Source organism: Natronorubrum halophilum, from assembly GCF_003670115.1.
Classification (GTDB): domain Archaea; phylum Halobacteriota; class Halobacteria; order Halobacteriales; family Natrialbaceae; genus Natronorubrum; species Natronorubrum halophilum.
This window is the reverse complement of sequence record NZ_QQTY01000004.1, coordinates 167,128-193,434: the sequence shown is the minus strand read 5'-3', so window position 1 is coordinate 193,434 and position 26,307 is coordinate 167,128. Positions and strand designations below refer to the sequence as shown.

Here is a 26,307-nt window from a genome sequence, read left to right as displayed (position 1 = left end):
CGCAGACCTGCTCCCAACACGTGCCACATTTGCGCCCTATATTCAGCACCATTCAACGAGCATCATTGGTAACTGATAGAAATTGCGGCGTTCAGTTTGCATCTGTAGTGTATCGTTCACTGAGATACCCCTCTCAAAACAGGACTTGAGCAGGGTCACTACTCTTTTTCAACAACTACGGACTGACCAACATCGAAGGTCGTGACTCGAGTACTCAACGTCTCGGCGATCTCCCGGCGCTGCTCGTGAGTGAGGTCGTCGCGCTCGAGGACCTGGCGGGCAGCTGCAACCAGTCGGGGCACGTCGTCACACGCTGAGACGACGGCTTTCGTCTTGTTACAGTCGTAGAAGCGTGCTGCGCGGTCGATCGCATCGTTTCGGTACGCATAGTCGCCGTCGGTTCGGATTCGCATACTCGTACACACGAACCCCCGAATCCTAGTTTTTTCGACTCACTCAACCCCGCCCATAGCCCATAATCGGGGTGTTTCTGTCACCCAATCAGAATTGTTCCGAGGTTCGTCGCGGCGATCGTCACTCAATATGCACACGACGTTTCCGATCTCGTGTGCATATTCGGGAAACCGGATCTGTCGACGTGCAACCCCAAGAAGTAGCATTGAATCTGTCTCTCACGGCGTTCTATTCGGACAAAAAACATCTATACGGCACGATAAGCCCTTGTGCGAACTGAGTAGAAGGGGATTCACTCAGATATTCAAAACATGGTTTCAACACATATTGGCCCGAACTTTATCCGCATGGATAGTTTGGGCTTACCTGTCCATGAATTCACCCCACGACAAATTATACGAAGTGATATCAAACGCACAACGACGAGAACTGCTATTCTCCTTGCTGAAGGAGAATCCCCAGACAGACTCCCCAAGTTGCCTTGACACACCACCCGATGTTGCAGAAACTGAACAGCGGAGTAGCATCAAACACCGGCATGTTCACCTTCCCAAATTAGATGATTACGGATTTATCGAATGGAGTCCCAACATGAATTGCGTAGAACGGGGACCACGATTCAGTGAAATTAGACCCACATTAGAGTTATTAGCGGAACATCACAACGAACTTCCCCAGATCAAATAACAGCCATCATATAATTTCGAAATAATTCATTGATTGAGTTGTATCGAGCAAAGCGTGGCCGCTACGAGAACTATCTCGATGGCAGCTGCCACGATATGAAAACAGTCGATTATCGCTCGTATTCATATTCGGAAAATCGATTCTCTCAACAGGTGAAGACCAGTGGTAGGGGATTGAGCCAGAGAAAAGCATCAGGATTTATCGTTAGCTGATCAGTCATATATCTATAATCTTCTACCTGCTTTTACATCTGTAAGGTATTGTTCAACTGTGGAAGCTGATACTTTAAGGATTTCTGCAATATTGCCGATTGACTTGAGATGTACACTATAGAGGTATGAAGCAATAGCCGCCTTTCCCTCACGTGCTACTTTTACTGGAATCACATCCTGATCCACGATATCTACACCGTCAATTGCCAACCAAAGACTTTCAAATATATCGGCCCGGCGCTTTGCTTTGTATTCGTCAAAAGACACAAAATAGTAGCTCTCACCATCTAGTCTCTTGTGAACAGTTTCACCCCAGCCATGACTTATCTGTTCAGATACAACTGTGACCATATACTACACGTATACAGTATACATAATGTATATTACTATTCGGATGTTTGACGAAGAAATAAAGGCTGGCCAAATAAGTCAAATATTTTATACCGTTGCAGTCATGCGATTTTGAAGTATTAGAATTCATTAAGGATGTACGCTTTTATATTTGAATCTGCTCTGATTAGACAGAGCGAAAGACAGGTAGCGGACCTATACCACACGAATATGTGGGACTAGCGGAAGAATGATGAGAGATATCTTTCGCTCTGCTAAAGTGAAAACATGAGTGAAAATCCAGGGTACACAGTCTTTGCAGTCATCGTAATCGCTGCGGTTGGAATAATCCCGATTATGATGCTGCTTGGTATCGAAATAACAGGCTACATCCAAAATATACTGGCAGATATAGTGATATTCGGGTTCGTACTGGGTATCATTATCGCTGCAACCGTAACAGTCGGCAGATAAAATAGATAAAGTATTATTTCCGCGGCCAGCTTGAGCGCATGGTTTTCAGTGGGTGTTTCTCACTGGTCACGAGCAAGTTCGACGAGTGCGAAGACGATCAGTAAATTATCTTGAGGACGGCGCATCACGCCGGTGGTGGCTTCGTTATTGTATTTAAACGTGCGTACCCCTCCTAAGTGGACTCGACAACACCGGTTACTGAGGTCCCACCCATCATTACCAGTAGGCCCTGTTTCCTGTGGATCAACTGGAGATCGTGCGGAAATGGGGTGGGGCGCTGTAATTTTTTGGCTCAGTCCCCTTGGGGACACCCGCCAAGGGGGCTTTCGCGCGAAGCGCGAAACGACCCCGCCGGCGTTGCGGTGCGATCGCGGTGGCGGCCCCGGCCTCGAGGGCTCGACTACAACCAGATTTGTCTAAGCAGCCGTGTTAGTCAAGTGTATTTGCATAAAACAGTCAAAACGACAGCGTTGCCACTACGCTGGCCGGTTCACCGATCGGCGACAGCGCCGACGAATCCGGTTTCAGTTCCGCCGCCGGGAGTCCTCCAGGTCAACTCGGCACCACGGAGTACCGTCGGATCGTTCCCCGACTTCGACCACTTCTCGAGGGCCTCCGCGGCGATCGTGCCGAGGTTCTCGAAGCTATCAGCCTTCAACTGCGAGAGAATCGTATCGACTCGCATCCGTCGGGGTTCGCCGTTCTCGTCGAACTCGAGGTCGGCACCGTTCTCAGTGAGCCACTGCTGGAAGGGCGACAGTTCCGCGACGTGATCGGCCAGCCCCATGATGTGCTGCATCCGATCGGCATAGCTCTCGATCGCGTACTCGGCGGACTCGGCGAGCGCTCGAAGTTCCTCGCGGTACTTCCGGGCGCGGAACGACACGTCGCCCTGGTCTAACTCGAATATCTCACCGAGGTCCTGTATCGCTCGGTAGATCGTCGCCGGGTGTTTCCCCAGCTGGTCGGCGAGATCGTCGACCGTCGCCCCGCCGTCGGTCGCGACCGTCTCGGTGACGTCCCGAGCAGTCTCGCCCATATCCCGAAGCGTCGTCATCAACAGGTGGTCCGACTTCGCCTCGAGGCGCGGCGTCGGGTCCTCGTAGAGTTCCACCAGGTCGTCTCGAGCAACGGCGTCGAAATGGTCGTCGGCGATGTACACGCCGTTTCCGTCGGGACCGAGCGGAATGTCTTCCCAGTGAAGCGCGTTCAGTAGCGTCTCTTCGATCTGCTCGGTCACCTCGTGGCGATCGGCCCATGCCCATGCCTCGCCGTCGTTCCTCGCCTTGTTCACCAGTACCTCTACTTTCGGGTGATAGGATGGGTGATTTTTCGATACCGCGTCCGGGTCCTTCAGCTGGTAGATTTCGAACTTCCGACCGTAGGTATGGCCCGGCATGAGTTTCCCCGCTGACGCTGGATTCAGGAACAACCGATTCTGGTGGTTGATCGTTTCCTCGTTGTCGATGTGCAACTCTGCCTTCACGCCCTTGAGGTCGGAGAGATAAAGCGCGACCTTCTGGAGTACACCGGCCGACGAGAGCTTTTCCGCCCACTCGCGACAGATTCGAACGTAGCGCTCGTACGCCCACATTCGACTCGCCGCGTGCGGTTCGGTTCGGAAATACTCGGAATGAATCCGCTCGTTGGCGTGCTCGAAGATGGCCGCGAAGAACTCCGGTAGCAACTCGAGACCGCGCTCGGCTTCGATGTTGCTGGTGTGGAACTCGACGTCCACACCGTCGACCTCGCCCACCTGATTTTCCCAGGGGAGTTGTATCGAATCACCAGTTTCCCAGTGGCGCATGTTCGGAAACCGCGGCGAGATATTGAATGACGCCTTTCGCTTGCCGCGCCCACGGCCCACAATATCCCATTCGTACAGTCGCTCGGCATTGATCCCGTCCGACAGCCGCGGCGCGAATCCGGATTTGCTGTAACTGACTTTGATGAGCCAGGGCTCGCCGTCGACTTCGATGTTCAGTTCAAGATACCCTTCGAACGGCGGACCGAGCATCACCGAGGACAGCGCATCGTACGGCCCGCGGCCCCAGTCGGGCCACTTCCAACGACCCTCGATCTCGTGAGGCGTCGTCTCGACTTGCGACACGACTACTCACCGTCCTCCGACTCGAGCAATCCGGTCAGTACAGCCACCGGATTCCACCACGTCGCCCCCTGGCACGGGTAGCAGATGTGTTTGAACGACGTGCAGTCCGTCGCCTCGAGGGTCGTCGGATCGACGTGCGGATGTTGATCCATTTCTTCGGGACGGGCGCGTTTGACTCGCGTCCGCCCACAGCCCACGCAAATCGCGTCGACGGGAATTCCGGTTCGGCCAGCTGCCGAACTCGAGAGTTCGGCCTCGAGGTCGCGATCGTCGTGATTGGCGTCGGCACTCATCGCGACTCACCGACGGTTACCGACGGGTCGACGCCCGCCGGATCGATTACGTGCGACCACGCGAGTTTCGCGACTTCCTGTTCGGAGCGCGACCCGCCGACGTCGTACCACCGCCCGGCCAGCAACTCGTCGACGAGCGTCGCCGGCACGATCGCGCGGGCCACCTGGGGCAGCCCCGGCCGCGGGAGATAGACGACGAGCAGGTACATCCCGGCCGCCTCGAGCAGCTGCTCGTGAGCAGCGCGTTTGACGTAGAACCGGCCGCGAGTCGTGCGGTCACCGTTGCTCGTCTCGATCTGGCAGCCTTTGATCTCGATCGGCGTCTCGGGCTCGACGAGTACGATTCCGAAAAACGTCAGCGATCGACTCGCCTCGAGGAGCGTCGATGTCTTCGCGTCGTGCCAGGTCGCGGTGTGATCGCTCACGTACTCCAGGGCGTCGATGGTCTGAATGAGCACCGCCTCGAGGGCGTCACCGCTTGCTTTCGAACTCTCGAGGGCGGACGTCCGCGAACTCATAGCGGTCCCTCCCGCGCATCACGAACGTCGCGCGTGCAGTCGGAGCACAGTCGTCGGATTCCGTTGATACGATCACCGCACCGCTCGCACTCGTCAGATTCGACGAGGCGGCTCATCGCGAACCCCCGTCGTCGGGTTCAGTATCCGGCCTTACATACCGCGCAGGAACCGGGACCCATCGAGTCTCGCCGTCGCGGAACTCGATTTGGATACCGGCCATGCTGCTGTTGAACCCAGGGGCGTTAGGGCCGTGACAGTTGGACGGGAACGTGAGGTTACAGTCGGCGCATGACCATCCGAACGCTTCTGCCTCCGTATCTGGTAGCGGTTTGCCGCCGGATTTGGTGTGACCGACGTAGCACCCACAGTCGGGACACATCGGCTTTCGGCCATCCCGCTCGAGCCGCGTGATTTCCCGCTCGTCCGGCTTCCGAAATAGCGAGGCTTGGTCAGTACCGCTCGAGAAACCACCATCAGTCCGAATCTCTCGCTGCTCGAGCGCGCGTCGAACCTGCTCGTCGCTCGCTTGATGGGCCGGATGGGCTATGGGCGTCCGACTATCGACGTTATACAGCCGACTCGCCGGGACGAACGAATCGTCACACATCGGCCTCACCTCCGTGACGGCCGGGCGACGTCTCCGGATCAGGAATCGAAAGGTCGACGCCGGCGGCGGACCCGCGGGTCAGCCGTCGATAGCTGTCACAGTCGCCGCAACGGTGGACCTGATCGTCGTTGTCACCGTAGACGCGGCAGAACTGGCTCGTGACGTACGCACCGCAGTGACGGCACGTCGTTTCGTTGCTGGCCGACGGCCATGGGGCGATCGTCACGCCGACCACCTCCAGAAAGCGACCGCTAAGTAATGTGAGAACGGTAGGTGTGAAGCGGCAAAACGCGCCGCTTCACTTTTATACAGTATGGGATCGCCCGGATTTGAACCGGGGTCACGGGCACCCAAGGCCCGAAGTATACCAAGCTAACCCACGATCCCGTACCTCCATCTTACGAGTGAACTGCATAAAGGGTTTCGTTACGAGTCGAACGGTTCTGTCGGCGACTTGACGCCGGCGTCGCGCCAAGCCCGAACGGTTTTGTCAGTCGGTGTGATACCGCCGTCCGTATGACCGGCATCGAGATCCTGCTGTTGATCGTCGTCCTCGTCGGCGTGCTCGTCGCAGCAAGCCTCATCCGTGCGGTTAGTCCCTTCATCATCAACGCGGTCGTCGGACTGGTGATCCTGTTTCTCGCGCAGGCGGTGTTCGGCCTTTCGATCGCAGTGACCCCGATCGTCCTGCTGATCGTGGCGCTCGGCGGCGTCCCGGGCTCGATCGTGGTGCTCGTGCTATCGCTGCTGGGCGTCGCGTTCGTTCCGTAACCCTCCTCGTCGTCACGTCCGTCTCAACGCGTCGTATTGCACTCATTCCCGAGTATTCGGGCGATTTCTTCGTCGGTCGCCTCGGTCGACGGATCCGCCTCGAGCCCGAGCCCGTTTTCGGACGCCTCGCTCCACGCCGCGAGCAGTTCTTCGACCTCCTCGTCGGTGGCTTCCGGAAGCGATCGATCGGCGTTCTCGTCGACGATGACGGCATCGAAGACCGATCCGAACGCCGAGACGAGGCGGTCTTCGTGGCGCGACGGATCGAAGTGAACGTGGGCGTCGGCGTCGACGCTCTCGAGTCGGCCGAGCAAGATGCGGGTGAACTGGAAGACCTCTTTCGGCGATCTGTACCGAATGAGGGCGTCGAGCGATTCGAAACAGACTGAAATCTGCTCGCCGTCGTCGAACCAGTGTTCGCAAAATCGGCTGACGGCAATCCCGATTTCGGAGAGGTCGGTCGGATCACAGACCGAATCGACGACGACCGAGTCGGCGAAATCGGGGTCCGAGTCCGCGCGTTCGTCCAACAGGTCATTCCCGATCGTCAACAGCCCGACCCTGCCGTCTACCTCGTCCGGATCCGGCTGTTCCAGCTGGTCATCCACGAAGCTGACCGTGAGCGCTGCCGTCGAGTCGGTCTCGTAGCAGCGTTCGGTACACGCGTTTGGCTCACGAGCGTTCGCGTCGACGAGCAATACGTTCGCCGGTGGCTCGATCTCGGCGGGAATTCTGGGCTCCATCGTGATCTCTCCGGGATGGTCCCGGCACTGATAGTACACTGCGTCCTCCGTTCTTTATCGTTCCGGCCGCTAACAGGTTCGGTAAAAGGATTCCGGCCGCGTTCGCGAAGGGAGGAACGCCCGGCCGTCCGATAAAGACACGGCCGAACTGACGATCCGCCGCTCGAGGTCGGGAGTGCCTAGAGGTCGGCATCGCGGAGCTCGATATCCGCGACGAGTTCGTACGGATGGGCGTCCTTCCGGATGCCGTCGACGAGCGTGAACGCCTCGCCGGGCTCGAGGAAGTGTCGGGTCACGACCCGGCCGAGCGGCGTGGGTTCGAAGCCGTCGATGAAGTCGTACTGCAGGAGCTTTCCGAGGGCGTGTTTCGTCGGCACGTTGCCGAGCATGCGGTCGTTGAGCGCCTTCGCGGCCTTGCCGCCGACGGTGATGTTCGCCAGCGTTTCCTCGATGGCCGCGGACTCGTCGTAGTGGGTCATCACCGACTCCATCTCCCCTTTCAACAGCTTGAAGGCGACTTCGTCCTCGCTCATCTCCATGGAGTTGTGGTAGGCGCAGTCGGGTTCGACGAGGACGTACACTTTCCCCTTGTCGTGGTAGTCCGGGCGACCCGCGCGGCCGAGCATCTGGTGGAACTCCTGGACGGAGAGCCACTCGATCCCCATCGCGAGCGAGTCGAAGATGACCTGCGAGGCCGGGAAGTCGACCCCTGCGGCCAGCGCGGCGGTCGTCACGACCGCGGAGAGCTCCTGCTCGCCGAACTGTCGTTCGACCTTCTTTCGCTGCCTGTAGTCCAGGCCGGCGTGGTACGGGGCGGCCGAGTAGTGCAGCTTTCGGCTGATTTCGTGACAGCGCCGGCGCGAGTTCGTGAAGATGATCGTCTGCCCGCGATACCCTTTGGAGGACTCGGTATCGAACTCGCGTTTGACGAGTTTGTTCTCCACTCGCACCTTCTCCTGGCCGTCGGCGAAGCTGACGTGGCGCTCGATCGGCACCGGTCGCTCCTCAAACTCGATGAGCGTCGACTCGAGCGCTTCCGTGAGCTGTTCGGGGTTTCCGACGGTCGCCGAGAGGTAGACCCACTGCGCGCCGTCGTACGCCTCCCGTCGCGCCGCCCGCTGCTCGCACGTGTATTTAAGCCTCGAGATGAGGCCGTCCAGGCGGTGCCCGCGATCTTCCTCTTTGAGGGTGTGGACCTCGTCGATGACGACGGTTCCGATGTCGCCCATATCCTTGCCCGTCCGGAGGGCGTGATCGATTCCCTCGTAGGTGCCGACGATGACGTCGGCGTGGGGATCGAACTGGTTGCCGTTGTCGGCGATCCGACTCGCGCCTACGCGAATGGAGACGTCGACGAGGTGACCGTACTCGTCTTTGAAGTCCTCGTGTTTCTGGTTCGCCAGTGCGACCAGGGGCACGAGAAAGAGCATCTTTCCCTCGCCCTTGAGGACGCGGTCGATACCGGTCATCTCCCCGACGAGGGTCTTCCCGGTCGCCGTCGCCGAGACGACGAGCTGGTCGTCGCCCTCGAGGAGGCCGTTTTCGACCGAGAGGCTCTGCACCGGGAGGAGGGTATCGAACCGGTCTTCGAGCAGCGCCTGCAGATCGGGGTGCAGGTCCAGGGAGTCCACCCGGACGGGATCGACCTCGTCGGTCGTCGCCGAGATGGTATCGAACTTCGTCAGGTCGGGATCGAGCTGCCCCTTCAGGAGGTTGACGATCCGTTCTAAGTCCTGAACCTCCATCATGAGGTCCTCGAGGCGGTCCTTGGCTGCCCCGCTGACCTCGCCGCCGCCGGCGTAGGTGAGCTGGCGCTCGAGTTCCCGTCGAGCGCAGTCGTGACAGATCCAGTCGTTGTCGTCTTTGATCGCCGTATCGGTCGTTATCGGCGAGTATTCGCCCGCGGAGGCGCAGTACCGACAGGTCCGGACGGATTTGGCTTTGTCCTCGAGCTGGTAGCCACTGAACATCTCCATCAGTTTCTGTCGGCTCGCACGAGAGGTCTGTTCGGAGATGCGGATCCGCCGCGCTCGGCGCGCGAGTTCGACGAACTCGTCGGGCTGGCGGGGCTCTTCGCTCGAGCCGTCTTTCAGGCGGAACTTCGCGGGGCGGGGGCCGGCCGAGGTTTCCGAGAGCCCGAGCTTCGCCCGGAACAGCCGCTGTCCGTCACGTTCGACGACGACGAGGAAATCGTCGCCGATCTCGTGGCAGAATATCGTTTCGACCTCCTGGACCTGCTTCGACACATCACTCGATAGCAGCGTGGCGTACTTGAGCGATTCGGACTCGAGTGCGTCGGGTGCGCGAGTCGATCCGGATGCGTGCCGCCACCGGTTCCGACCGAGTGGTCGCCTAGAAGTCGCCGTTGACGATGTCGCTGACTTCCTGTGGATCGTACAGCTCCTCCTCGATGCCGTAGAGCTGTTCGGCCAACTGCTGAGTGACGGCGAGGTTGATGATCGGCCCCTGATAGAGCGGGCCGGCCCGGTAGACGTCGTTGTTCTGGACGGCCGTCAGTTGCTGTGCAACGTCGTGGTCCTTCATCGGCTCGACGACATCCTGCTCGAACGCTTCCCGGGACTGGTATCGCTCGCTGCGTAGCAGGAGGTTTTCCGGATCGACTTCGAGGAGCGTCTCGTAATCGATCGCCCCGCGGTTGCTGTGGAAGTCCTTGACACCGGTGTTCGCGAGCGCGTCCTCGACCCCGAGGTCCCGGAGGTGTTTGAAACTCGTCCCCTCACCGATGACGTAGGGGAGGAACGAGTCACCCTCCTGTGGCCACACGATGGCGACCGACGGCGGGTCGTCCGAGGGAACGACCTCCTCGAGGTTCGACTGGAACTCGTCGTGCAGCGTGTCGAATTCTTCGTACCGCTCTTCTTCCCGAAACACCTCGGCGAGTTTCTCGAACGCCTCGTACAGCGAGAGGTAGTCGTAGTCTTCGTGCCATCCGTACCCCTGCGAGAAGATGCTGTTCCCGAAGAACGGCGTCCCGGTCGCTTCGACCTGTTCGATGTCGTTGTCGCTCCAGTCGGCCCGACCCTTGAGGAAATTCGGATCCATGACGAAGACGTCCACGGCGTTGGACAGTTCGATGAACTCCTCACGGGTCAGCTCATCGTCCCAGAGCGACTCGATATCATCTTCAGCCGGATCGACACTCACACCGGGAATGTCGTCGTAATACTGCGTGTGATAGCGCCTCGCGAGATACATGGCCGTCGGCGGTTCTTGGCCGAGCGCGATCCCCATGTCGGCCCAGCTTCCGTTGTTGGCGGCCCACGTCTCGGGGACGGAGGAGAACTCGACGTCGCCGACCGGTTGCATCGTCACCGTGTACGGGCCGTCGTTCGACCCGTCGTCAGTGTCGTCTCCCCCGTCGTCCCCGTCGATACAACCGGCCATAACACCCACGCCGGCGACCGTTCCACTCGTCCGAAGGACGTTTCGTCGCGTCCACGTTCGTTGATCACTCATCAGGTTTAGGTCGACCTAAAAATATAAAGTTCTTCCGACTGACACCGGCTCGGTTACCGGTCGCTCAGCGCTCGCTTCGGCAACACCTGGAGTTCGGGCTCGTACGCGACGCTGGCCTCGACGCCGAAGACATCGGCGAGCAGCTGTTCGGTCACGACCTCCTCCGGCGGCCCCCAGTCGTACAGTTCGCCGTCACGCATGGCAACCAGGTAATCCGCGAAGCGGGCCGCCTGTGCGATGTCATGCAGGATGACGGCCACGGTAACGCCCTTCTGTTCGTTGAGCTGGCGAATGGTCTCGAGCACGCGGAACTGGTGGTGGATGTCCAGAAACGTCGTCGGCTCGTCGAGCAACAGGACGTCTGTGTCCTGCGCTAACACCATGGCGATCCAGGCCAACTGTTTCTGCCCGCCGCTTAGCTGCCCGAGTTCGGCGTCCTGTATGTGTTCGATTCCCGCTAGCTCGAGCGCGCGGGCGACCGCCTCGTGATCGTCCTGACTGACGCCGTCGAAGAATCCGCGGTGTGGATAGCGGCCGTGGTAGGCGAGATCCTTGATGGTGATCGAGCCCAGCGAGTCGTTTTCCTGCGAGAGAACGCCCATCTCGCGGGCCAGTTCCTTTCGGGTGAAGGTGTCGAGATCCTCGCCGTGGATTCGGACCGTTCCCGTCTCCGGCTCGAGGTGCTTCGAGAGCGCCTTCAGGAGGGTACTCTTTCCGCTGCCGTTCGGTCCGACGAGCGCGGTCACCGCCTCCTCGGGAATGTCGAGCCGTGCACAGTCGACGATCGTTTCGTCGCTGCTCGGGTAGCGCAACTCGAGACCGTCCCCGACCAGCGCGCTGTCGACCGTGACGCCGTTGCTGTCGGTGATCTGTTCGTGCGTCGTTTTCTGGTTCTGTTGTGGCATTAGAGTTCACCCATCGATTGTTGCTTGCGCATCAGGTAGAGGAAGTACGGCCCGCCGATCAGTCCGGTGACGACGCCGACGGGTACCTGGGTGCCGCCGAGGGCGAGCCGCGCGCCGACGTCGGCGACGACCATCAGCGCCGGGCCGGCGAACAGACAGCCGACCATCAGTCGACGGTAGTCACCACCCACCGTATTTCGGACGATGTGGGGCACCACGAGGCCGAAGAAGCTGATAATTCCCGCAACCGCGATGGCGACACTCGCGGCCAGAATAGCGACGCCGGAGAAGACGAAGCGGACGCGTTCGACGCGCATACCGAGCGACTTGGCGGTGCTCTCTCCCAGTAACAAGACGTTCAACTGCCGGGCACCGGCGAGCGCGATCACGATCGAAACGATGGCCGGCACGATCGCGATCCGAACCTCCGCCCATCCGGTCCCCGTGAGCGAGCCCGTGATCCAGGCGATCGCCGTCTGGACGACCCCGAGATCGTCCGCGAAGAAGAACAGCCCCTGCTGGAGCGACTGGAACACCATGTTGACGACCACGCCCGCGAGCACGAGGCGGACGGGGCTGGTTCCGCCTTTCCAGGCGATCCCGTAGACGATCAGGAACGCGAGCGCTCCGCCCAGTGCGGCGATTAGCGGGAGAAACGGTGCGAGACCGCTGAAGACGACGAGCGTTGCGAGGACCGCGAACCCGGCGCCGGAGCTGACCCCGAGCACGAAGGGGCTGGCGAGTTCGTTGCGCGTCACCGCCTGGAAGATCGCTCCGGAGATCGCGAGCGTCGTCCCGGCGATGATCGCGACGAACACCCGCGGGAGCCGGAGGTTCCAGACGACGACGCTGTTAGTGCTCATTTCCGGCAGCGCGGTTCCGAACAGGAACGCCGACCAGGCATCGAGATTGAACACCACCGCCGGGTTGAACACCGCTTTCCAGGCTTCGACGACCGTCAGCGAGTACTCGCCGAAACTAACCTGTACGAGTCCAGCCACGATGGTGATGAGCACACTCCCCAGACAGAACACAGCGAGCGTTCCGGTGAACCATCCCTCCTGATCCTGATTGCTCGCGTGTGGCGCAGATAACTGCGATTCTGCCATCTCAACTTAGGTAGGCCTAAATCACGCTTAGTAGTTGTGGTTGCGGGCCGACAGAATCACACGATACGCTACCATACCGGATGATCGGAATCGGCGTTCCGAGACGGCAGTGAGAAGCGGCCGAGTGGCGGTCATTCGAGCAGTTCGATCTCGTCGTCACCGTTAGGGACGGCACAGATGAACGCACCGCGTTGCTTGCCCTCGTTGCGGTACCAGTGACGGGTACCGGCAGGGATGAACAACGAGTCGCCCGGCCCGACCTCGTACTCCTCGTCGCCGTCGACGGCTTCTTCTCGTGGGCGTCGCCCGCTCGAACGGTCCGCGGAGTTCCGCTCCGCGCTATCGCCGTTTGCTCGATTCGCCTCCGGCACATCGCTGATACCGACCGTGTACTCTCCTTCGAGAACGTACTGTTCGTGTTCAACGGCGTTGGTGTGTGCCGGAACCGTCGCACCGGGCTCAAGGACGAACCGCCGGATCGCGAAGGTCGGCGCGCCGTCTGCCTCGTCGATCAGGACGCCTTTCTCGAGGCCCTCGGCGGCGTCGACGGACTCGTACTTGATCTCGTCGCCGCGGCGGACCAGCGGTACGGGGTCGGATTCGGACTCGCGTTCTGCCATGGTTCTCCCTGGGCGTCGGAGCTACTAAACGTTCGGCGAATCGCCGCCGGTACAGCGCCGTCGCTCGGGGACGTAAAATACAGTTCTGAAGTGCCGATACCTCCGCGAATTCGCCTTACAGGCGCTCGACGTTCGTCGCGCGCGGGCCTTTGGGGGCCTGCTCGATGTCGAACTCGAGTTCCTGTCCTTCCTCAAGGTCCGGGCCGCCGATGTCTTCCATGTGGAAGAACACGTCGTCGTCCGCGTCCTCAGTTTCGATGAATCCGTAGCCGCCAGTGTCGTTGAAGAAATCAACGGTTCCTTTCGCCATTGCATCCGAACTGACGCTCTCGAGAGTTATAAGTCCTCTGCCCCGAGAGAACGAACGATATTCGGCCGCATAGGCGCTATCGCGGCCGTATTTGTGGTTTTCGGCCTCGTTATCCGGCACCGATTGCAACGAGTTTCCCACCGGTCACACGAGACCAGCGTGGCCGGGTGTGAGTGACGGCCCGTAGCTCCTACCGCTCTTCTCGTCCTTCGAGTCGATACACCGTTATCGAGACGAAATACACCAGCATGAACACGGAAAAGCCGACGACGAGGCCGCCGAGTTCTCGCGTCCCGATATCGGCGGGACTGGTCATCGCGAGCACCGCCAGCGCCGCGAGAAAGACGCCGATCGTAAAGAGGCCGATCGCGTAGTAAAAGCCCGTATCGGAGTCGAAGAACTCCCTCATAGGACGTCCTCTCGTTGCGAACGGCAAAACGATACCGACACGTGCTGTCTCGAGGATGCCTCGGATCGCCTGACCGGGAGCGAAACCCCGGTGGTCCGGCTCGGACCGCCAACGCCGGCATTTCGGGCCGGGAATCGGACGGTAGTACCGGTCGTGTGGGTCAGTAGAGCAGACTTCCGATCGCGCCGGCGTACTCGTCCGGGACGGTCTCGGCGATCACCTCTGGCACCGTTTCGCCGTTGACGTTGATCAGGTAGGTCCGTCCCTTCTCGTCGCCGTAGACGCCCTGAAAGTCGTAGACGAAGCCGTAGATGTCGACGTCGTCGGGGACGTCGTCGGCGGCACGCAGAAACTGCGTCTGGTGGTTGACGTTGTACTCGACGAGCTGGTTGATCACCGTTTCATCGGCCGCGTCGGCGTCGATCAGGTCGCTCTCGAGGCCCGCCTCGACGACGGGGACGAGCTGTTCGACCCACTTGTCGACGCCCTGCGGGCCGGGCAGTTCGCCGTCGGTCGCCGCCCGGTAGGCCGCGGTAACGGCACCGCAACCGGTGTGGCCGACGACGGCCGCGACGTCGGTTCCGGTGTGGGCGATCGGATACAGGATCCCGCCGTCGACGATCAGCTCGCCGTCGTCCTCGTCCCAGACCTGATTGCCGATATTACTGGGGGTGAAGATCGTTCCCGGCTGATCGACGCCCCACATTCGTTCCTGCGGGACTCGGGAGTCAGAACAGCAGACGGAGACCGCGTCCGGCCGTTGTCCGTCCTGTACGGCCGAAAAGTACTCCGTCGGGAGCTCCTCGAGGTGGCGTTCGTTTCCGGCGAGCAACTCGTGTAGCACGTCGTGGTCCGCGCACATACGATCCATACGCGAAATCAGAAGTAAAACGATTCCGTTTCCCCAACTTTGGCGCCGAGTGCCGAGACCGGTGGCGGCCGCCGTCTTCGACTGAGCCGGTTCCGGGAAGCCAATATTGACCTCCCCGTATCACGATGAACGCGTATGGTAGAAACCAGACAGTGGCGCCTCGCGAGCCGTCCGGTCGGGGAACCGACGCAGGAAAACTTCGAACTCGTCACCGTCGACCGTCCCGAACCCGACGACGGCGAGGTGCTCGTGAAGACGCTCTACCAGTCCGTCGACCCGTACATGCGCGGTCGCATGCGCGATGCGGAATCGTACGCCGAGCCGTGGAACGTCGGCGATCCGATGTCGGCCAGTATCGTCGGCGAAGTCCTCGAGTCCAACGCCGACGAGTTCGCGGAGAGGGATGTCGTTACCGGCGATCTGTTGTGGGCTGAACACGCCGTTGCGGACGCGAACGAACTCCAGCGGGTGAACCCCGACCACGGCCCGATTTCGACGGCCGTCGGTGTGCTCGGGATGCCCGGCGTCACGGCGTACTGGGGGCTGAACGACGTCGGCGATCCGAAACCCGGCGACACCGTCGTCGTCTCCGCGGCCGCGGGCGCGGTCGGCTCCGTCGTCGGTCAGCTCGCCCGCCTCTCGGGGGCTCGAGTGGTCGGTACCGCCGGAAGCGAGGCGAAAACGACGTGGCTCATCGAGGAGCTCGGCTTCGACGCCGCGATCAACTACAAGGAGACCGACGACCTCTCCGGCGCGGTCGACGACGCCTGTCCCGACGGCGTCGACGTCTACTTCGACAACGTCGGTGGCCCCATCACGGACGCCGTCTGGCCACGGCTGAACGTCGACGCCCGCGTCGCGGTCTGCGGTCAGATCGCGCTCTACAACGAGACCGAGGTGCCGACTGGCCCGCGAAAGCTCGCCAAACTCATCGAGACCCGCGCGACGGTCGAGGGGCTGCTCGTTAGCGACTACCAGCCGCGCTGGGGCGAGGCGCTCGAGCGACTCTCGCAGTTCGTCCAGAGCGGCGAGATCCAGTATCGGGAGAACGTCGTCGACGGGTTCGAGAACGCCCCTGACGCCTTCCTCGGTCTCTTCGAGGGCGAAAACATCGGCAAGCAACTCGTCAAGGTCGCCGACTACGAGCGGTGATCGGCGCGATCCGCGCCACCCTCGAGTGCCGGTCGCTCGGACCGATCGGCGTTCAGTCGGTCAGACCGTAACCGATCTTGAACAGGTAGACGTCGAGCGCGATGACGGCGCTGGCAAGGACGGCGAGCACCCCGAGGGACATGTACGGCGCGAACTCGGCGTAGGCCGGCGGCGCGATCTCCAGCATATCCGAGTAGCCGAGCAGTCCGTACCGGACGCTGTCGACCATGTACACCATCGGATTCAGCAGGGAGACGTACTGCCAGAGCGAATCCAGCATGGTCAGCGAGTAAAAGACCGCGCCGAAGAACACGAGCGGCCGCAGGATGAACTGGTTCATCACAGTGAGATCGTCGAAGTCTCGAGCGGCGAGGCCGCCGATGATCCCTAACCCCGCAAAGAGCGCGGCGATGACGACCATCGTCGCGACGAGGAACAGGCCGTGTTCGACCGAAATCGGCACGAACAGCCGACCGATCAGGGCGATGATGACGCCGACGATCAGTCCGCGGACCGCGCTGGCACCGACGTAGGCGACGACCATCTCGGCGTAGGAAAGCGGCGAGGTGAGCGTCTCGTGAATGTACTCGTTCCACCGGCCGTGAAAGATGGAGAACGAGGCGTTCTCGAAGGCGTTCGAGATGGTTCCCAACACGATCAATCCGGGGATCAGAAAGAGGATGTACCCGATTCCGTCGACGGGTTCCTCGATCCGGCCGCCGAGAATCATACCGAAGACGGCGAAGTAGAGCACGTTCGTGATCGCCGGCGGCATGAACGTGTTCTTGGGCCGACGGACGAACCGGAGGATCTCGCGTCGAAAGAGCGCTCGAAACCCGACGGAGAACATCAGGCGACCCCCTCCTGTTCGGTTTGGTTCGCGGCGTCCGATTCGGTTTCGTCCGCTGCGTCCGACTCGGCCTCGTCCGCACCCGCCGACCCGCTGGACCGAGTTACCGTTCGATCCTCGCTTTTCGTCAGGTCGACGAAGATCTCCTCGAGCGAGGTTCGAGCGATCTCGAGGTCCGCGATCTCGTAGCCCGCGGCCTCGAGATCGTTGAGCAACTGCGGTGCGCTCGAACCGCCGTCGTCCACGCGAACCTCGAGGCGATCGCCGGCCGTCGTCACCTCGTGGGCGTACGCGCCGAGATCGGCCGCGAGGTCGGGTACTGCGGTGTCGGCCGGCGGCGACTCGAGGCGAACGGAGATCGTATCAGTGCCTCGAGTCTTCAGTTCGTCGGGCGTCGCGACGGTCACCTTCCGGCCCTCGTTCATGATCGCGACCCTGTCGCAGAGGCGTTCGGCCTCCTCGATGTAGTGGGTCGTCAGGAGGATCGTCGTTCCCTCCTCGTTGAGCTCCGTCACCAGTTCCCAGAGATCGTGGCGCAACTGCACGTCGACGCCCGCCGTGGGCTCGTCGAGGATGAGCAGGTCGGGCTCGGTGACGAGCGCTCGAGCGAGCAGGAGCCGGCGTTTCATCCCGCCTGAGAGCCAGTCGAAGCGTTCGTTTCGCTTGTCGTAAATGCCGACTCGCTTGAGAACCTCGTCCGCGCGCTCGGCGGCTTCGTCCTCGGGGATCCCGTGGTAGCCCGCCTTGTGCTCCAGGACTTCCCGAATGGGGAAGAACCTGTCAACGTTGAATTCCTGCGGGGCGACGCCGATGGCATCCCGCGCCGCGCGGTACTCCGTCTCGACGTCGTGGCCGAAAACCCGCGCCTCGCCGCCGCTCTTGCGGACCAGTCCGACCAGCGTGTTGATGAACGTCGTCTTGCCCGCGCCGTTGGGCCCGAGCAGGCCGAAGAACTCGCCTTCCTCGACGGTCAGCGAGAGTTCCTGCAGCGCGCGCAACTCGCCGTAATCCTTTACGAGATCGACGGTCTCGATGGCCGGTGGCATCGACACAGTGTCAGCCCCGGCCGCGGTTAAGAATATTGGTCTCGGCACTCGAGACGGCCGTTACGGCTCTTTTTGCCGGTTCACCCGTGCGTTCGATTCGCTGCGGCGATCAGTCCGCGGTTCGCGGTTGGGCCGCCGGGTTGACCGACCCGCTCTTTTGGACGATATCGAAGGCGGTCATCACGTCCGATCGCGAGATCAGGCCGATGAGATCGTCGTCCTCGACGACGAGAAGGCGACCGATGTTGTTCTCGCGCATCCGTTCGATCGCCGTCATCGCGTCCGAATCCGGCGAAATCGTCTTCAGGTCGGTTGACATCACGTCTTCGACCGTGTAGGCGTCGCGCTCGACCGGATCGATCTCTCGAGCGTCCGACAGCGTCACGAGGCCGACGAGTCGACCGTCGTCGTACGCGCTGTTCTCGATGACCGGGTACCCCGTGTGGCGTTCGGTGAACATCCGTCTGATCAGTTCGGAGACCGTCGTCTCCGGTTCGACGGTCTGCAGGTCGCGCGTCGGCGTCATGATATCGCTGACGGTAACGTCCTGGAAGGCGGCTTTCATCGTCACCTGCTGGGCTTCGCTCGAGGCGGCGATGTAGACGAAGAAGGCGACCCCGAGCAGGATGATGTTGAACGGGGGGATCAGCGCGAACAGTCCCATCAAAATCGCAAAGAGCTTCCCGATGCTCGCGGCCTGCTGGGTGGCTTTCGCGTACGGCTGGCTGCGGGCAAGGAACGCGCGCAGGACGCGACCGCCGTCCATCGGGAACGCGGGGATCATATTGAAGACGGCGAGTGCGATGTTCAGTACGGCGAGGTAGCCGAGGACGAAGCGGACGCCGTCGAGGCTCTCTGGAACCACGAGAAAGAGCGCGAACGAGACGATCCCGACGAGAACGGAGACGATTGGGCCGGCGATGGCGATGGTGAACTCCTGTCGCCAATCCTCGGGCATCTCCGAGAGGGCGGCGATGCCGCCGAACAGCCAGAGCGTGATCGAGTCGATCGGAAAGCCGTAGCGCTGTGCCGTCAGCGAGTGGCCGAGTTCGTGCAAGACGACGCCGACGAACAGCCCGATCGCCGCAACGAGGCCGACGAGGTACGGCAGCCACGACTCGGCCGTGAGCGCGTCGACGTCGATTCCAGCGCCCAGACTCGAATTGAGAATCTCGATAACGGGCTCGAGCTGGACGCCGATGAGGTAGGCGAACAGCGGAAGCACCAACAAGAACGTGAGATCCAGCTTGATCGGGATCCCGAACAGGGAGCCGATCCGGAAACTCTTCATCATGCCCTATTCTTCCTGTGGAAGGGCCTTAAACACGCCGCTGGATCGACGGTTCCTTTGTAGCAGTACGCAACTCACATGCGATAGCAACCAATCGAAACAATTGACACACCGATCGCACGGCCCACGTACGGTCGAGTGCGTATTCGACCTTCGTTGCTTACTAAAGGGCGCACGAACGCGACACGGTCGTCGACTACGCTCGGTTCAAAATCACCTCCACTCTCGAGAATCGATCGCCGAGTCTGTCGTCCGATTCGGACATTCCTCTCGAGACGGCTAGTACCGACGTTTCACCGAGGCCTCACTCGTAGCGCCTTCCCCGATATTAATACACCTTATATGGTATTGTGGGCGTGAAATATCTCGGTTCTTGCTGCTATTTGTCGTCGCATATTCTCAGTTCCTGCAGCTAAAATGTGAGAAAGCTTACACACGCTTGCTCTTTTGTCGAATTCCAGTCCCGTCTCAGAAAACCCTTCCTAACGCCCGAACGATGCACTCTATGACCGATACTGTTCTTGCACGCAGCTCGACTTCGCTATGACACACCAAAACAATACATATAATCACAATAATACTCGTTATCCAATATGCACTCACTGCACCATAGATTTATACGGAAGTTCGACATTGGTGTTGGTACGATGATGGAACAGACCCACGCCACCAACGAGATCAGCCAGCTTCCGACCGAACTCGAGTCCCCGCAGGGGAAACTCGTGTACCTCTACCTCGAGGCGGCCGGGAGCGCGACGGTCGACGAACTCGGACAGATACTCTCGATGAAGAAGATCGCGATCCTGAGCGTCCTCAACTCCCTCTCGAGTCAGGACCTCGTCGAGAAGCGCGGTAGCGAGTACGTGCCGAGCAACTGAACCGTCGCGTTCTGTTCCCTGCCGGCGACGTGTCCCCGCTGACGCCACCGCCTTCGGCCACACGGTACGGGGAGTTTCCGATTCGACGCTCGAGACGCCCGTTACTCCATCGTCGCCGTGTGAGCCCTCGATCTCGCGCCCGACGAACTCACTCCGACCGCGCTCGGTATTCACGCTCCGCGGTCGGGGAGCCGGGTTTCCCCTCGCTCGACGGCGTCCACAACGCGTGCTTCGAAGCCTTTATCCGCACGGTAGGCCTGCGTTTTCGTAAGTAACTACAGCCATGTCAGACAAACCCGCCTCAATGTACCGGGCTATCGATAAGCCATCGTACACGCGCCGCGAATACATCACTGGAATCCCCGGTTCGAAGATCGCACAGCACAAGATGGGCGACATCAGCGCCGATCCTGACGAGTACCCCATCCAGATCAGTCTGATCACCGAAGAAGAGGTTCAGCTCCGCCACGGGAGCCTCGAGGCATCGCGTCTCTCGGCTAACCGTCACATGCTTAAAAACGCCGGCGAGGGCAACTACAAGATGATTCTTCGGAAGTTCCCCCACCAGGTCATCCGAGAGAACAAGCAGGCGACGGGTGCGGGTGCGGACCGTGTTTCCGACGGAATGCGCCAGTCCTTCGGGAAGATCGTCGGTACCGCCGCGCGAATGAACGCCGGCGAGCGCATCTTCACGATCTGGTGTGACGTCGACGACGCTGAGTTCGCCAAGGACGCGCTCCGCCGCGCCTACAACAAGATCTCGCCGCCGTGTCGCGTCGTCATCGAGCGGGGCGAAGAGCAGCTGATCGCGTAACGAACTGTTATTCTGCGGGTGCGCCTTCGGCGCACCCTCCTACCACTTCGATGAAAAGCACCGGAAGACACGTCGCGTCTTCCGAGCCCCCGTTCGCTTTCGCTCACTCGCGGTCGGTGACGGGGCGACAGCCTGCCCTCCCCCGAGTCGCGGACTCCTCGCGGTGCTCGGAGCCCGCTCCCGGCCGAATCCGGACACTCGAGTCGATTCGATCTCGAGCACCTTTTTATCTCCTCCATCCCGAGTTCCGACCATGATCGATCTCGCGGTCGCGAACGATCAGGAGACGTTCCAGCGGATGCGCGAGCCGCTTTCCGAGCGGGGGATTCGGGTTCACCACGTGCCCGCGAGCGAGCGCGTGGTGCCGCTTGGCGAGGACGCGCCGTGGTCTCCCGGCGAGTACGACGCCGGCTACGTCTATCCCGGCCGACTGATGGAAGGCGGCGTCGCCGACGCCCTCCTCGAGATTCCGTGGATCAACGACCACGAGACCGTCCTGACCTCGCGGAACAAAGCCGAGGTGATCGCGCGTCTCGGCCGGGCCGGCCTGCCGGTACCGAACTCGGTGTACGTCTCTAACGACGTCGGGGAAGCGGAACTGACCGACGTTTTCGAGCGGTTCGAGCCGCCGGTCGTCGTCAAACCGAACTCGACGACCCGCGGCGTCGGCGTGGCGAAGGCTCACGATCTCGACTCGTTTCTGGGGATCTGCGATTACCTCTCTCTGGTCCACGACTACAGGGCGACCGGCGACCGCTCGTTTCTGGTCCAGGAGTACCTGCCCGACGCGACCGACTACCGGGTGATGGTGCTCGAGGGCGAGTACGTCGGTGCGGTCGAGCGTCGACTGCCGGATGGTGCGGTTTCGGAGGGCCAGTGGAAACACAACGTCCACCGCGGCGCGGAGGCGACCGGGGTCGACCTCCCCGAACCCTGGCGCGAGATAGCCGAAGCCGTCGCTACCGAACTCGAGATCCCGTTCCTCGGCGTCGACCTCCTCGAGACGGCTGATCGACTGGTAGTCAACGAGACGAACGCGCGACCGACGATCGATGCGGAGACGAAGTACGAACCGGGATTTTACGATCGACTCGCGGCTGCGATCCGCAGAACTGCCGACCGCCGATAAAAACCAAGCGACTACGACTGCGACCGGGACCGCGACTGCCGTCTCACTCGAGACTGATTCCAGACGACTGTTCTGCGAGGTCGAAGACGACCTCCAGGACGCCGTTGTTGTAGGTCGCGGACGCGGTGTGTTCGTTGACGCGCTGGGGCAGCGAGACGCGTTCGTCGTACTGCCGGTGATCGCTCGAGGCGGAGATGGTCAGCGTCTTGCCGTCGCACTCGAGTTCGATGTTGTCCTTCTCGACGCCCGGCAGGTCGGCGATCACGCGGATCTCCTCGTCGGTCTCGTGGATGTCCACGTGGGTATCCATCCCGAAGCCGGTGTCGACGTTGCTCGAGGAATTAAACTCGACGTTGGGGTCCGCGCCGTTCATCATTTCGTTCATCATGCGTTCTATCTCGCGAAACAGGTCGTCGAAGGGTTCGTCGCGGTCGTCTCGGCGCATGCGAACCTCTAGTAGACCGCGAGCCAAAAACTTTCTGTCGTCACTAGTTGTTCGAACGGCGCAAAACCGAAGCACGGATTCGCTATCGGGGCCCCGTTACAGGCCGATTCCGAGGCTCTCGTCGGTCGTTTCGATACTCTCCCGGGCGTCGGCTGCACCGAGGACCGCCCGGATCGCGTCGACGTTCTCCGGCACGACGTCGCTCTCCTGGTGGATCCCCTGGAAGAGGTAGAGGTCGGTGCCGACGGTCGAGATCGATTCCTCCCAGATGCAGTTCTCCCAGATGTCGCCGCGGGGTCGCCCGACATCGTTGGCGTACTCCTTGAGTTTCCCGCTGCCGTCGATGTCCATCCGCTCGGGGATCAGGAAGAGTCGGGACTCCTCGGCGAAGAGTTCGCGGACATCGGCGGCGTCGACTTCCTCCTCGAGCGTGACGTTCAGGCTGTGCATGTGCATCAGCGTCGCGGGCACCTTCATCCCGAGCGTGTCGATGTCGAGGTCGTCGAAGATGGTCTCCACGTCGGGACCGTGGTGGGAGGGGATCGTGACCGGGTTCGGGAGGATGTCGTTGATCGGGCCGCGGGACGTCTGGCCGGGGTCGCCGCCGCGGCGGACGAGCGTCGCCCGAACCTTTTCGACGCCGTACGCCTCGCGCAGCGGCGCGAGCACTCGGGAGAGTCCGGTCGTGTTACAGGACACGACGCGAACGTGGTCCGCGCCGACGGCGTCCTCGAAATTCGAGCGCGCGTTGAAACTGGTGTCGACGAGCGACGCGTCCTCGCCGCCCTGGTAGAGCGCCGGCGTCTCGTACTCCTCGTACAGCTCCTTGTTCTTCGCGCCGATTCCCGACGGCGTCGCGTCGACGACGACGTCGGCCGCCTCGATCATGTCTTCGACGGGACCGGCGATCTCGAGGCCGGCCTCGCCGAAGCGGTCGGCGCGCTCTTCGACGGCCGCGTAGAGCGCAAACCCCTTGTCGAGGGCCGTCTCGGCCTCGAAGTTCGGCCGCGTTTTGGCGACGCCGAGTACCTCCATGTCCGGTTGCTGCCCGACGGCGTCTGCAACGCGTTTGCCGATCGTGCCGTAGCCGTTGATCGCGACCTGAATCATGTGTCCGGCAGTCCACTACCGAGGGGGATAACCGTTTCGAGGCTTCGCGATCGATTGTAACTCAGAAGTGAGTTTTACGCGCTTTATCGTGAGTTTTCGGCCGATCGGTGATCGACGTTCGGGCGGTGACGCGGGCCCGAACGTGTTGGACTTTATACGATAGCGGGACCGGAAATACCGGCATGATCGAGGTCGACTGTGAAACGGATCGACGCGCGGGGGTAACGTTCGTGACGGCGGTCCTCACGAACACGCGGACGACCCGACAGACGGTCCGTCTCGAGAGCCGACTCGACGGTCCGACGTGGCCGCCACGGCGGGACGGCGTTACGGAACCCGAATGGGACGGGGACGTCTGGGAGGGGACCGTCGAACCGGGGCGCTGTCGCGGCGTCGGCTTCGCGGATCCGGCGCCGCCGACGGAGCCACCGCTCGAGATTCTCGAGGTGTCCCGCGCCTCCGACGAGAACACGATGCCGTCCGACGACGTGCTCGCCGCGTTAGACGGGTGGTCACCGACCGCCGCCGTCCTCACGCCGGAGCCATGATCGTCGCCGTCAGCGGCGGCAAAGGCGGTGTCGGGAAATCCACGGTCTCGTTGAACCTCGGACGCGAACTCGGTGCCATCGTCGTTGACGCCGATCTCGCAACGGCGGATCTGCCGCGGGGGAGCGGTCCCGACCTCCACGACGTTCTCGCGGGGCGGGCGGACCCGCTCGAGGCGGTCGAGCCGATCGGATCGGTTCGCTTTCTCCCGTGCGGCCGAACGCTCGCCGGTGCCCGCGCATCGAACCTGGCGAGGCTCCCGCGGGTGGTCGATCGACTCGAGCGCGAGTGCGGTCGCGTCGTCGTCGACTGTCCGGCGGGACTCGCACGCGATGTCGGCGTCCAACTCGAGTGCGCCCACGTGTCGGTGTTGGTCACCGCACCGACCGAATCGGCGCTCGTCGACGCCGTTCGGACCTGACGCATCGCACTCGCGCTCGACACGCCGATCGCGTCGATCGTCCTCAACCGGGCGACAGGCGACGCGACCGATCGTCTCGAAAATCGCGTCGTACGGGAACTCGGTGCCCCGACCGCGGTGATCGAGGAATTATCGGCCGTCGACGAGGCGATGGAACAGCAGCGGCCGATCCGAGACGTCGATCCGGACTGTGCGGCGATCGACGCGTTCGAATCCGTCGCCCGATCGATCGAACGCTGTGAGCAGCGTCTCCCCGATCGAATCGGCGTTCGCTGACGCCGTATCCCCCTCTCTTCTCGAGTCGACCCCACTGAACGACCGACCGTCCGCGTCGTCACTCCGTATCCGGCTTCGTTTCGATCGGAACCGACTCCGGTCCGTCGAACGCGAGTTCGATCGTCTCCGTGAGCGCCCCCTCCGGACGAAACTTCGGGATCGACAGGTAGTGTTCGATGGTCGTCTCGGTTCCCGACTCGACCGTGCGAAGGTCGAAAACGGCGTCGACAGCGTGGATCGTCGCCGTCCGATTCGCCGGTCGATCCGTCCCGTTCAGACAGTGCAACAGGGCGACGCTTTCGCTCTCGATCAGTCGGTCTTTCAGGTCGTTCAGGAACGAGACGTACGCCGATCGATCGTGCCGCTCCAGTCCGTCCGCGAGATCGACGACGAGCGTCGCTCCGTCCGGTAGCTTGCGGACGTTTTCCATCGCCTCCTCGAGCGCGTCCGCCCCGTCGACGCGACGAACGGTCGGGTTTCCGGTCTCGACGGCCGCGGTCTCGATCGCTCGCCGAACGTTCGTCGCCGATCGTTCGGTCGAGAGATACAGCGTTCCGCGAGGGGCGGTCGCCTCGTAGAGCAGTTGCTCCGACTGACTGGCCGGTTCGGCGGTCAGTGCCGCGACGGAACCGGGTGCCAGCCCGCCGCCCAACCGCCGATCGAGAACGTCGATCCCCGTCGGCAGCAGGCCCTCGTCGTACGCGGGTGGCGTCCGGGCGGTTGCGTTTCGTGTTCGTAGCGTCTCGATGATCCCCTCGTAGGCCGCCGTCGTCTCCTCGTCCGTCAGGGGCGACTCCGCCTCCGGAACCACACCCAGTACCGGCACGCCGACCCACGATTCGACGGCCGTCGGCACCGCTTCGCACCTGTTCAGCACCGTCCCGAGCACCGGAACGTCGAGTCGGCGGGCCATCTCCACCGTCGTTTCGGCGGCGGCGAGACTGCGATTGCTGTCCGTCGTGACGACGATCACACCGTCGGCCGCCGACAGCGCGTCGGCGACGTCCGGACCCGCGCCGGACGGACAGTCGACGATCGTCTGTATCGAACCGGTCTCGAGTCGATCGAGCGCCGATTCGATCTCGAGTTTTTCGGCGGGCTCCGGTGCGGGAACGATACCGGCGTTCGACGTTCGCGGACTCACCTGCGCGATAGCCCGCACGTCTTCGTCCGACGAAAGCGTCGCAAGCGTCGGTTCGCGATCGACGCCACCGGCCACGTGCAGGTTCGGCAGCTGTCGATCGGCATCGATCGCGACGGCTGGCGTTCCGGTTCGTGCGAGTCCCTCCGCGAGTCCGAGCGTCGTTACCGTCTTTCCGCACCCGCCTTTCGCACCGGCGATGGCGATCATACCGGAAGTGGCGCGTCCTCCCTTTTGAACATGGACACGGTCGGCTGCGGTTGCACGCGCGACGTCGCCGCTACGGGTCCCGTTGGCCGCGGTTCCGATCACACTCCATACGCCGTCCTCGAGTTCCCGTCGGAACGG

General features: G+C 61.7%; 28 protein-coding genes, 1 tRNA gene and 1 pseudogene. 8 read left to right on the top strand and 22 right to left on the bottom strand.

What is annotated here, in order from left to right:
- Window positions 1-158 precede the first annotated feature (158 nt).
- Both DWB23_RS16420 and DWB23_RS23105 read right to left on the bottom strand, forming a co-directional pair.
- Window positions 159-413 carry a DUF7692 domain-containing protein gene (locus tag DWB23_RS16420; protein WP_121743872.1) on the bottom strand — a complete coding sequence of 85 codons (255 nt, stop codon included), beginning with the start codon at window positions 411-413 and terminating at the stop codon, window positions 159-161.
- Window positions 414-1,325: 912 nt separating this feature from the next.
- Window positions 1,326-1,664, bottom strand: a complete 339-nt coding sequence (locus tag DWB23_RS23105) for a hypothetical protein (RefSeq protein ID WP_137288073.1) — start codon at window positions 1,662-1,664, stop codon at window positions 1,326-1,328.
- A gap of 267 nt (window positions 1,665-1,931) precedes the next feature.
- Here DWB23_RS23105 and DWB23_RS23100 point away from each other — a divergent pair, with 267 nt between their 5' ends.
- Window positions 1,932-2,117 carry a hypothetical protein gene (locus tag DWB23_RS23100; protein WP_137288072.1) on the top strand — a complete coding sequence of 62 codons (186 nt, stop codon included), beginning with the start codon at window positions 1,932-1,934 and terminating at the stop codon, window positions 2,115-2,117.
- 490 nt (window positions 2,118-2,607) lie between these two features.
- Here DWB23_RS23100 and DWB23_RS16410 read toward each other — a convergent pair whose 3' ends face one another.
- From DWB23_RS16410 to DWB23_RS16385, 5 genes are all read right to left on the bottom strand, one after another.
- Entirely contained in the window at window positions 2,608-4,227 is a 1,620-nt protein-coding gene (locus DWB23_RS16410) for a DUF7845 domain-containing protein (protein WP_121743870.1), read from the bottom strand.
- Window positions 4,228-4,229: 2 nt separating this feature from the next.
- Window positions 4,230-4,520: a hypothetical protein gene (locus DWB23_RS16405; RefSeq protein ID WP_121743869.1), complete on the bottom strand. Its 291-nt coding sequence runs from the start codon at window positions 4,518-4,520 to the stop codon at window positions 4,230-4,232.
- A complete protein-coding gene (locus DWB23_RS16400) occupies window positions 4,517-5,038 on the bottom strand; it encodes a hypothetical protein (RefSeq protein ID WP_121743868.1) in 522 nt (173 codons plus the stop codon). The genes DWB23_RS16405 and DWB23_RS16400 overlap by 4 nt, the downstream gene beginning before the upstream one ends.
- Window positions 5,039-5,637: 599 nt before the next feature.
- Entirely contained in the window at window positions 5,638-5,880 is a 243-nt protein-coding gene (locus DWB23_RS16390) for a DUF7563 family protein (RefSeq protein ID WP_121743866.1), read from the bottom strand.
- Between the two features lie 79 nt (window positions 5,881-5,959).
- A tRNA-Pro gene (locus DWB23_RS16385) sits at window positions 5,960-6,032 on the bottom strand.
- A gap of 129 nt (window positions 6,033-6,161) precedes the next feature.
- Between DWB23_RS16385 and DWB23_RS16380 the strand changes: the two genes are divergently transcribed.
- Window positions 6,162-6,416: a pro-sigmaK processing inhibitor BofA family protein gene (locus tag DWB23_RS16380; protein ID WP_121743865.1), complete on the top strand. Its 255-nt coding sequence runs from the start codon at window positions 6,162-6,164 to the stop codon at window positions 6,414-6,416.
- A 23-nt stretch (window positions 6,417-6,439) separates the two neighbouring features.
- Here the strand turns inward: DWB23_RS16380 and DWB23_RS16375 are convergent, their stop codons facing one another.
- The 9 genes from DWB23_RS16375 to DWB23_RS16335 form a co-directional block, all read right to left on the bottom strand.
- Window positions 6,440-7,159: a DUF7504 family protein gene (locus DWB23_RS16375; RefSeq protein WP_121744307.1), complete on the bottom strand. Its 720-nt coding sequence runs from the start codon at window positions 7,157-7,159 to the stop codon at window positions 6,440-6,442.
- Window positions 7,160-7,338: 179 nt separating this feature from the next.
- Window positions 7,339-9,405, bottom strand: coding sequence for a DEAD/DEAH box helicase (locus DWB23_RS16370; protein ID WP_121743864.1), 2,067 nt, complete (start codon window positions 9,403-9,405; stop codon window positions 7,339-7,341).
- Between the two features lie 106 nt (window positions 9,406-9,511).
- Window positions 9,512-10,636 carry an ABC transporter substrate-binding protein gene (locus tag DWB23_RS16365; RefSeq protein WP_121743863.1) on the bottom strand — a complete coding sequence of 375 codons (1,125 nt, stop codon included), beginning with the start codon at window positions 10,634-10,636 and terminating at the stop codon, window positions 9,512-9,514.
- A gap of 53 nt (window positions 10,637-10,689) precedes the next feature.
- Complete coding sequence (locus tag DWB23_RS16360; RefSeq protein WP_121743862.1) at window positions 10,690-11,541, bottom strand: ABC transporter ATP-binding protein; 852 nt, start codon at window positions 11,539-11,541, stop codon at window positions 10,690-10,692.
- Window positions 11,541-12,650, bottom strand: a complete 1,110-nt coding sequence (locus DWB23_RS16355) for a FecCD family ABC transporter permease (protein WP_121743861.1) — start codon at window positions 12,648-12,650, stop codon at window positions 11,541-11,543. The genes DWB23_RS16360 and DWB23_RS16355 overlap by 1 nt, the downstream gene beginning before the upstream one ends.
- 131 nt (window positions 12,651-12,781) lie before the next feature.
- Window positions 12,782-13,270 (bottom strand): cupin domain-containing protein, encoded by a 489-nt coding sequence (locus DWB23_RS16350; protein WP_121743860.1) that lies wholly within the window; start codon window positions 13,268-13,270, stop codon window positions 12,782-12,784.
- A 115-nt stretch (window positions 13,271-13,385) separates the two neighbouring features.
- Window positions 13,386-13,580, bottom strand: coding sequence for a cold-shock protein (locus tag DWB23_RS16345; RefSeq protein WP_005554588.1), 195 nt, complete (start codon window positions 13,578-13,580; stop codon window positions 13,386-13,388).
- Between the two features lie 190 nt (window positions 13,581-13,770).
- Window positions 13,771-13,989, bottom strand: a complete 219-nt coding sequence (locus tag DWB23_RS16340; RefSeq protein ID WP_121743859.1) for a hypothetical protein — start codon at window positions 13,987-13,989, stop codon at window positions 13,771-13,773.
- 160 nt (window positions 13,990-14,149) lie between these two features.
- Window positions 14,150-14,851 (bottom strand): carbonic anhydrase, encoded by a 702-nt coding sequence (locus DWB23_RS16335; RefSeq protein WP_121744306.1) that lies wholly within the window; start codon window positions 14,849-14,851, stop codon window positions 14,150-14,152.
- A 144-nt stretch (window positions 14,852-14,995) separates the two neighbouring features.
- Here DWB23_RS16335 and DWB23_RS16330 point away from each other — a divergent pair, with 144 nt between their 5' ends.
- Window positions 14,996-16,012, top strand: coding sequence for an NADP-dependent oxidoreductase (locus tag DWB23_RS16330; RefSeq protein ID WP_121743858.1), 1,017 nt, complete (start codon window positions 14,996-14,998; stop codon window positions 16,010-16,012).
- Between the two features lie 52 nt (window positions 16,013-16,064).
- Here the strand turns inward: DWB23_RS16330 and DWB23_RS16325 are convergent, their stop codons facing one another.
- The 3 genes from DWB23_RS16325 to DWB23_RS16315 form a co-directional block, all read right to left on the bottom strand.
- Window positions 16,065-16,862 carry an ABC transporter permease gene (locus DWB23_RS16325; RefSeq protein WP_121743857.1) on the bottom strand — a complete coding sequence of 266 codons (798 nt, stop codon included), beginning with the start codon at window positions 16,860-16,862 and terminating at the stop codon, window positions 16,065-16,067.
- Window positions 16,862-17,908 (bottom strand): ABC transporter ATP-binding protein, encoded by a 1,047-nt coding sequence (locus DWB23_RS16320; protein WP_121743856.1) that lies wholly within the window; start codon window positions 17,906-17,908, stop codon window positions 16,862-16,864. Before DWB23_RS16320 ends, DWB23_RS16325 begins: the two co-directional genes overlap by 1 nt.
- Window positions 17,909-18,017: 109 nt before the next feature.
- Window positions 18,018-19,202 carry a CBS domain-containing protein gene (locus DWB23_RS16315; protein ID WP_121743855.1) on the bottom strand — a complete coding sequence of 395 codons (1,185 nt, stop codon included), beginning with the start codon at window positions 19,200-19,202 and terminating at the stop codon, window positions 18,018-18,020.
- Between the two features lie 644 nt (window positions 19,203-19,846).
- Between DWB23_RS16315 and DWB23_RS16310 the strand changes: the two genes are divergently transcribed.
- The 3 genes from DWB23_RS16310 to DWB23_RS16300 all read left to right on the top strand — a co-directional run bounded on the left by DWB23_RS16310 (window position 19,847) and on the right by DWB23_RS16300 (window position 22,020).
- A complete protein-coding gene (locus DWB23_RS16310) occupies window positions 19,847-20,077 on the top strand; it encodes a MarR family transcriptional regulator (RefSeq protein WP_121743854.1) in 231 nt (76 codons plus the stop codon).
- Window positions 20,078-20,360: 283 nt separating this feature from the next.
- A complete protein-coding gene (locus DWB23_RS16305) occupies window positions 20,361-20,891 on the top strand; it encodes a 50S ribosomal protein L16 (RefSeq protein ID WP_121743853.1) in 531 nt (176 codons plus the stop codon).
- 253 nt (window positions 20,892-21,144) lie between these two features.
- The gene (locus DWB23_RS16300; protein WP_121743852.1) at window positions 21,145-22,020 is read left to right on the top strand and encodes an ATP-grasp domain-containing protein; all 876 of its coding nucleotides are present in this window, start codon (window positions 21,145-21,147) and stop codon (window positions 22,018-22,020) included.
- A 43-nt stretch (window positions 22,021-22,063) separates the two neighbouring features.
- On the opposite strand, the gene DWB23_RS16295 is transcribed toward DWB23_RS16300, so the two are convergent.
- Together DWB23_RS16295 and DWB23_RS16290 are read right to left on the bottom strand one after the other, a co-directional pair.
- Window positions 22,064-22,465 (bottom strand): Hsp20/alpha crystallin family protein, encoded by a 402-nt coding sequence (locus DWB23_RS16295; protein WP_121743851.1) that lies wholly within the window; start codon window positions 22,463-22,465, stop codon window positions 22,064-22,066.
- 96 nt (window positions 22,466-22,561) lie between these two features.
- Window positions 22,562-23,575, bottom strand: a complete 1,014-nt coding sequence (locus tag DWB23_RS16290; RefSeq protein ID WP_121743850.1) for a type II glyceraldehyde-3-phosphate dehydrogenase — start codon at window positions 23,573-23,575, stop codon at window positions 22,562-22,564.
- A 182-nt stretch (window positions 23,576-23,757) separates the two neighbouring features.
- Here DWB23_RS16290 and DWB23_RS16285 point away from each other — a divergent pair, with 182 nt between their 5' ends.
- Both DWB23_RS16285 and DWB23_RS16280 read left to right on the top strand, forming a co-directional pair.
- Window positions 23,758-24,123: a DUF7857 domain-containing protein gene (locus DWB23_RS16285; protein ID WP_121743849.1), complete on the top strand. Its 366-nt coding sequence runs from the start codon at window positions 23,758-23,760 to the stop codon at window positions 24,121-24,123.
- Window positions 24,120-24,818: pseudogene (locus tag DWB23_RS16280) on the top strand (MinD/ParA family ATP-binding protein). Before DWB23_RS16285 ends, DWB23_RS16280 begins: the two are co-directional and overlap by 4 nt.
- 58 nt (window positions 24,819-24,876) lie before the next feature.
- Here the strand turns inward: DWB23_RS16280 and DWB23_RS16275 are convergent.
- A complete protein-coding gene (locus DWB23_RS16275) occupies window positions 24,877-26,169 on the bottom strand; it encodes a DUF7125 family protein (protein ID WP_121743848.1) in 1,293 nt (430 codons plus the stop codon).
- Window positions 26,170-26,307 lie beyond the last annotated feature (138 nt).

What these genes read in the sequence shown, in the direction of transcription:
- DWB23_RS16350 (WP_121743860.1), bottom strand. Translation starts at nt 13,270, where the DNA reads ATGGCAGAACGCGAGTCCGAATCCGACCCCGTACCGCTGGTCCGCCGC.
- DWB23_RS16340 (WP_121743859.1), bottom strand. Translation starts at nt 13,989, where the DNA reads ATGAGGGAGTTCTTCGACTCCGATACGGGCTTTTACTACGCGATCGGC.
- DWB23_RS16405 (WP_121743869.1), bottom strand. Translation starts at nt 4,520, where the DNA reads ATGAGTGCCGACGCCAATCACGACGATCGCGACCTCGAGGCCGAACTC.
- DWB23_RS16320 (WP_121743856.1), bottom strand. Translation starts at nt 17,908, where the DNA reads ATGCCACCGGCCATCGAGACCGTCGATCTCGTAAAGGATTACGGCGAG.
- DWB23_RS16290 (WP_121743850.1), bottom strand. Translation starts at nt 23,575, where the DNA reads ATGATTCAGGTCGCGATCAACGGCTACGGCACGATCGGCAAACGCGTT.
- DWB23_RS16305 (WP_121743853.1), top strand. Translation starts at nt 20,361, where the DNA reads ATGTCAGACAAACCCGCCTCAATGTACCGGGCTATCGATAAGCCATCG.
- DWB23_RS16365 (WP_121743863.1), bottom strand. Translation starts at nt 10,636, where the DNA reads ATGAGTGATCAACGAACGTGGACGCGACGAAACGTCCTTCGGACGAGT.
- DWB23_RS16295 (WP_121743851.1), bottom strand. Translation starts at nt 22,465, where the DNA reads ATGCGCCGAGACGACCGCGACGAACCCTTCGACGACCTGTTTCGCGAG.
- DWB23_RS16325 (WP_121743857.1), bottom strand. Translation starts at nt 16,862, where the DNA reads ATGTTCTCCGTCGGGTTTCGAGCGCTCTTTCGACGCGAGATCCTCCGG.
- DWB23_RS16360 (WP_121743862.1), bottom strand. Translation starts at nt 11,541, where the DNA reads ATGCCACAACAGAACCAGAAAACGACGCACGAACAGATCACCGACAGC.
- DWB23_RS23105 (WP_137288073.1), bottom strand. Translation starts at nt 1,664, where the DNA reads ATGGTCACAGTTGTATCTGAACAGATAAGTCATGGCTGGGGTGAAACT.
- DWB23_RS16285 (WP_121743849.1), top strand. Translation starts at nt 23,758, where the DNA reads ATGATCGAGGTCGACTGTGAAACGGATCGACGCGCGGGGGTAACGTTC.
- DWB23_RS16420 (WP_121743872.1), bottom strand. Translation starts at nt 413, where the DNA reads ATGCGAATCCGAACCGACGGCGACTATGCGTACCGAAACGATGCGATC.
- DWB23_RS16330 (WP_121743858.1), top strand. Translation starts at nt 14,996, where the DNA reads ATGGTAGAAACCAGACAGTGGCGCCTCGCGAGCCGTCCGGTCGGGGAA.
- DWB23_RS16355 (WP_121743861.1), bottom strand. Translation starts at nt 12,650, where the DNA reads ATGGCAGAATCGCAGTTATCTGCGCCACACGCGAGCAATCAGGATCAG.
- DWB23_RS16315 (WP_121743855.1), bottom strand. Translation starts at nt 19,202, where the DNA reads ATGATGAAGAGTTTCCGGATCGGCTCCCTGTTCGGGATCCCGATCAAG.
- DWB23_RS16345 (WP_005554588.1), bottom strand. Translation starts at nt 13,580, where the DNA reads ATGGCGAAAGGAACCGTTGATTTCTTCAACGACACTGGCGGCTACGGA.
- DWB23_RS16375 (WP_121744307.1), bottom strand. Translation starts at nt 7,159, where the DNA reads ATGGAGCCCAGAATTCCCGCCGAGATCGAGCCACCGGCGAACGTATTG.
- DWB23_RS23100 (WP_137288072.1), top strand. Translation starts at nt 1,932, where the DNA reads ATGAGTGAAAATCCAGGGTACACAGTCTTTGCAGTCATCGTAATCGCT.
- DWB23_RS16310 (WP_121743854.1), top strand. Translation starts at nt 19,847, where the DNA reads ATGATGGAACAGACCCACGCCACCAACGAGATCAGCCAGCTTCCGACC.
- DWB23_RS16335 (WP_121744306.1), bottom strand. Translation starts at nt 14,851, where the DNA reads ATGTGCGCGGACCACGACGTGCTACACGAGTTGCTCGCCGGAAACGAA.
- DWB23_RS16380 (WP_121743865.1), top strand. Translation starts at nt 6,162, where the DNA reads ATGACCGGCATCGAGATCCTGCTGTTGATCGTCGTCCTCGTCGGCGTG.
- DWB23_RS16300 (WP_121743852.1), top strand. Translation starts at nt 21,145, where the DNA reads ATGATCGATCTCGCGGTCGCGAACGATCAGGAGACGTTCCAGCGGATG.
- DWB23_RS16400 (WP_121743868.1), bottom strand. Translation starts at nt 5,038, where the DNA reads ATGAGTTCGCGGACGTCCGCCCTCGAGAGTTCGAAAGCAAGCGGTGAC.
- DWB23_RS16275 (WP_121743848.1), bottom strand. Translation starts at nt 26,169, where the DNA reads ATGATCGCCATCGCCGGTGCGAAAGGCGGGTGCGGAAAGACGGTAACG.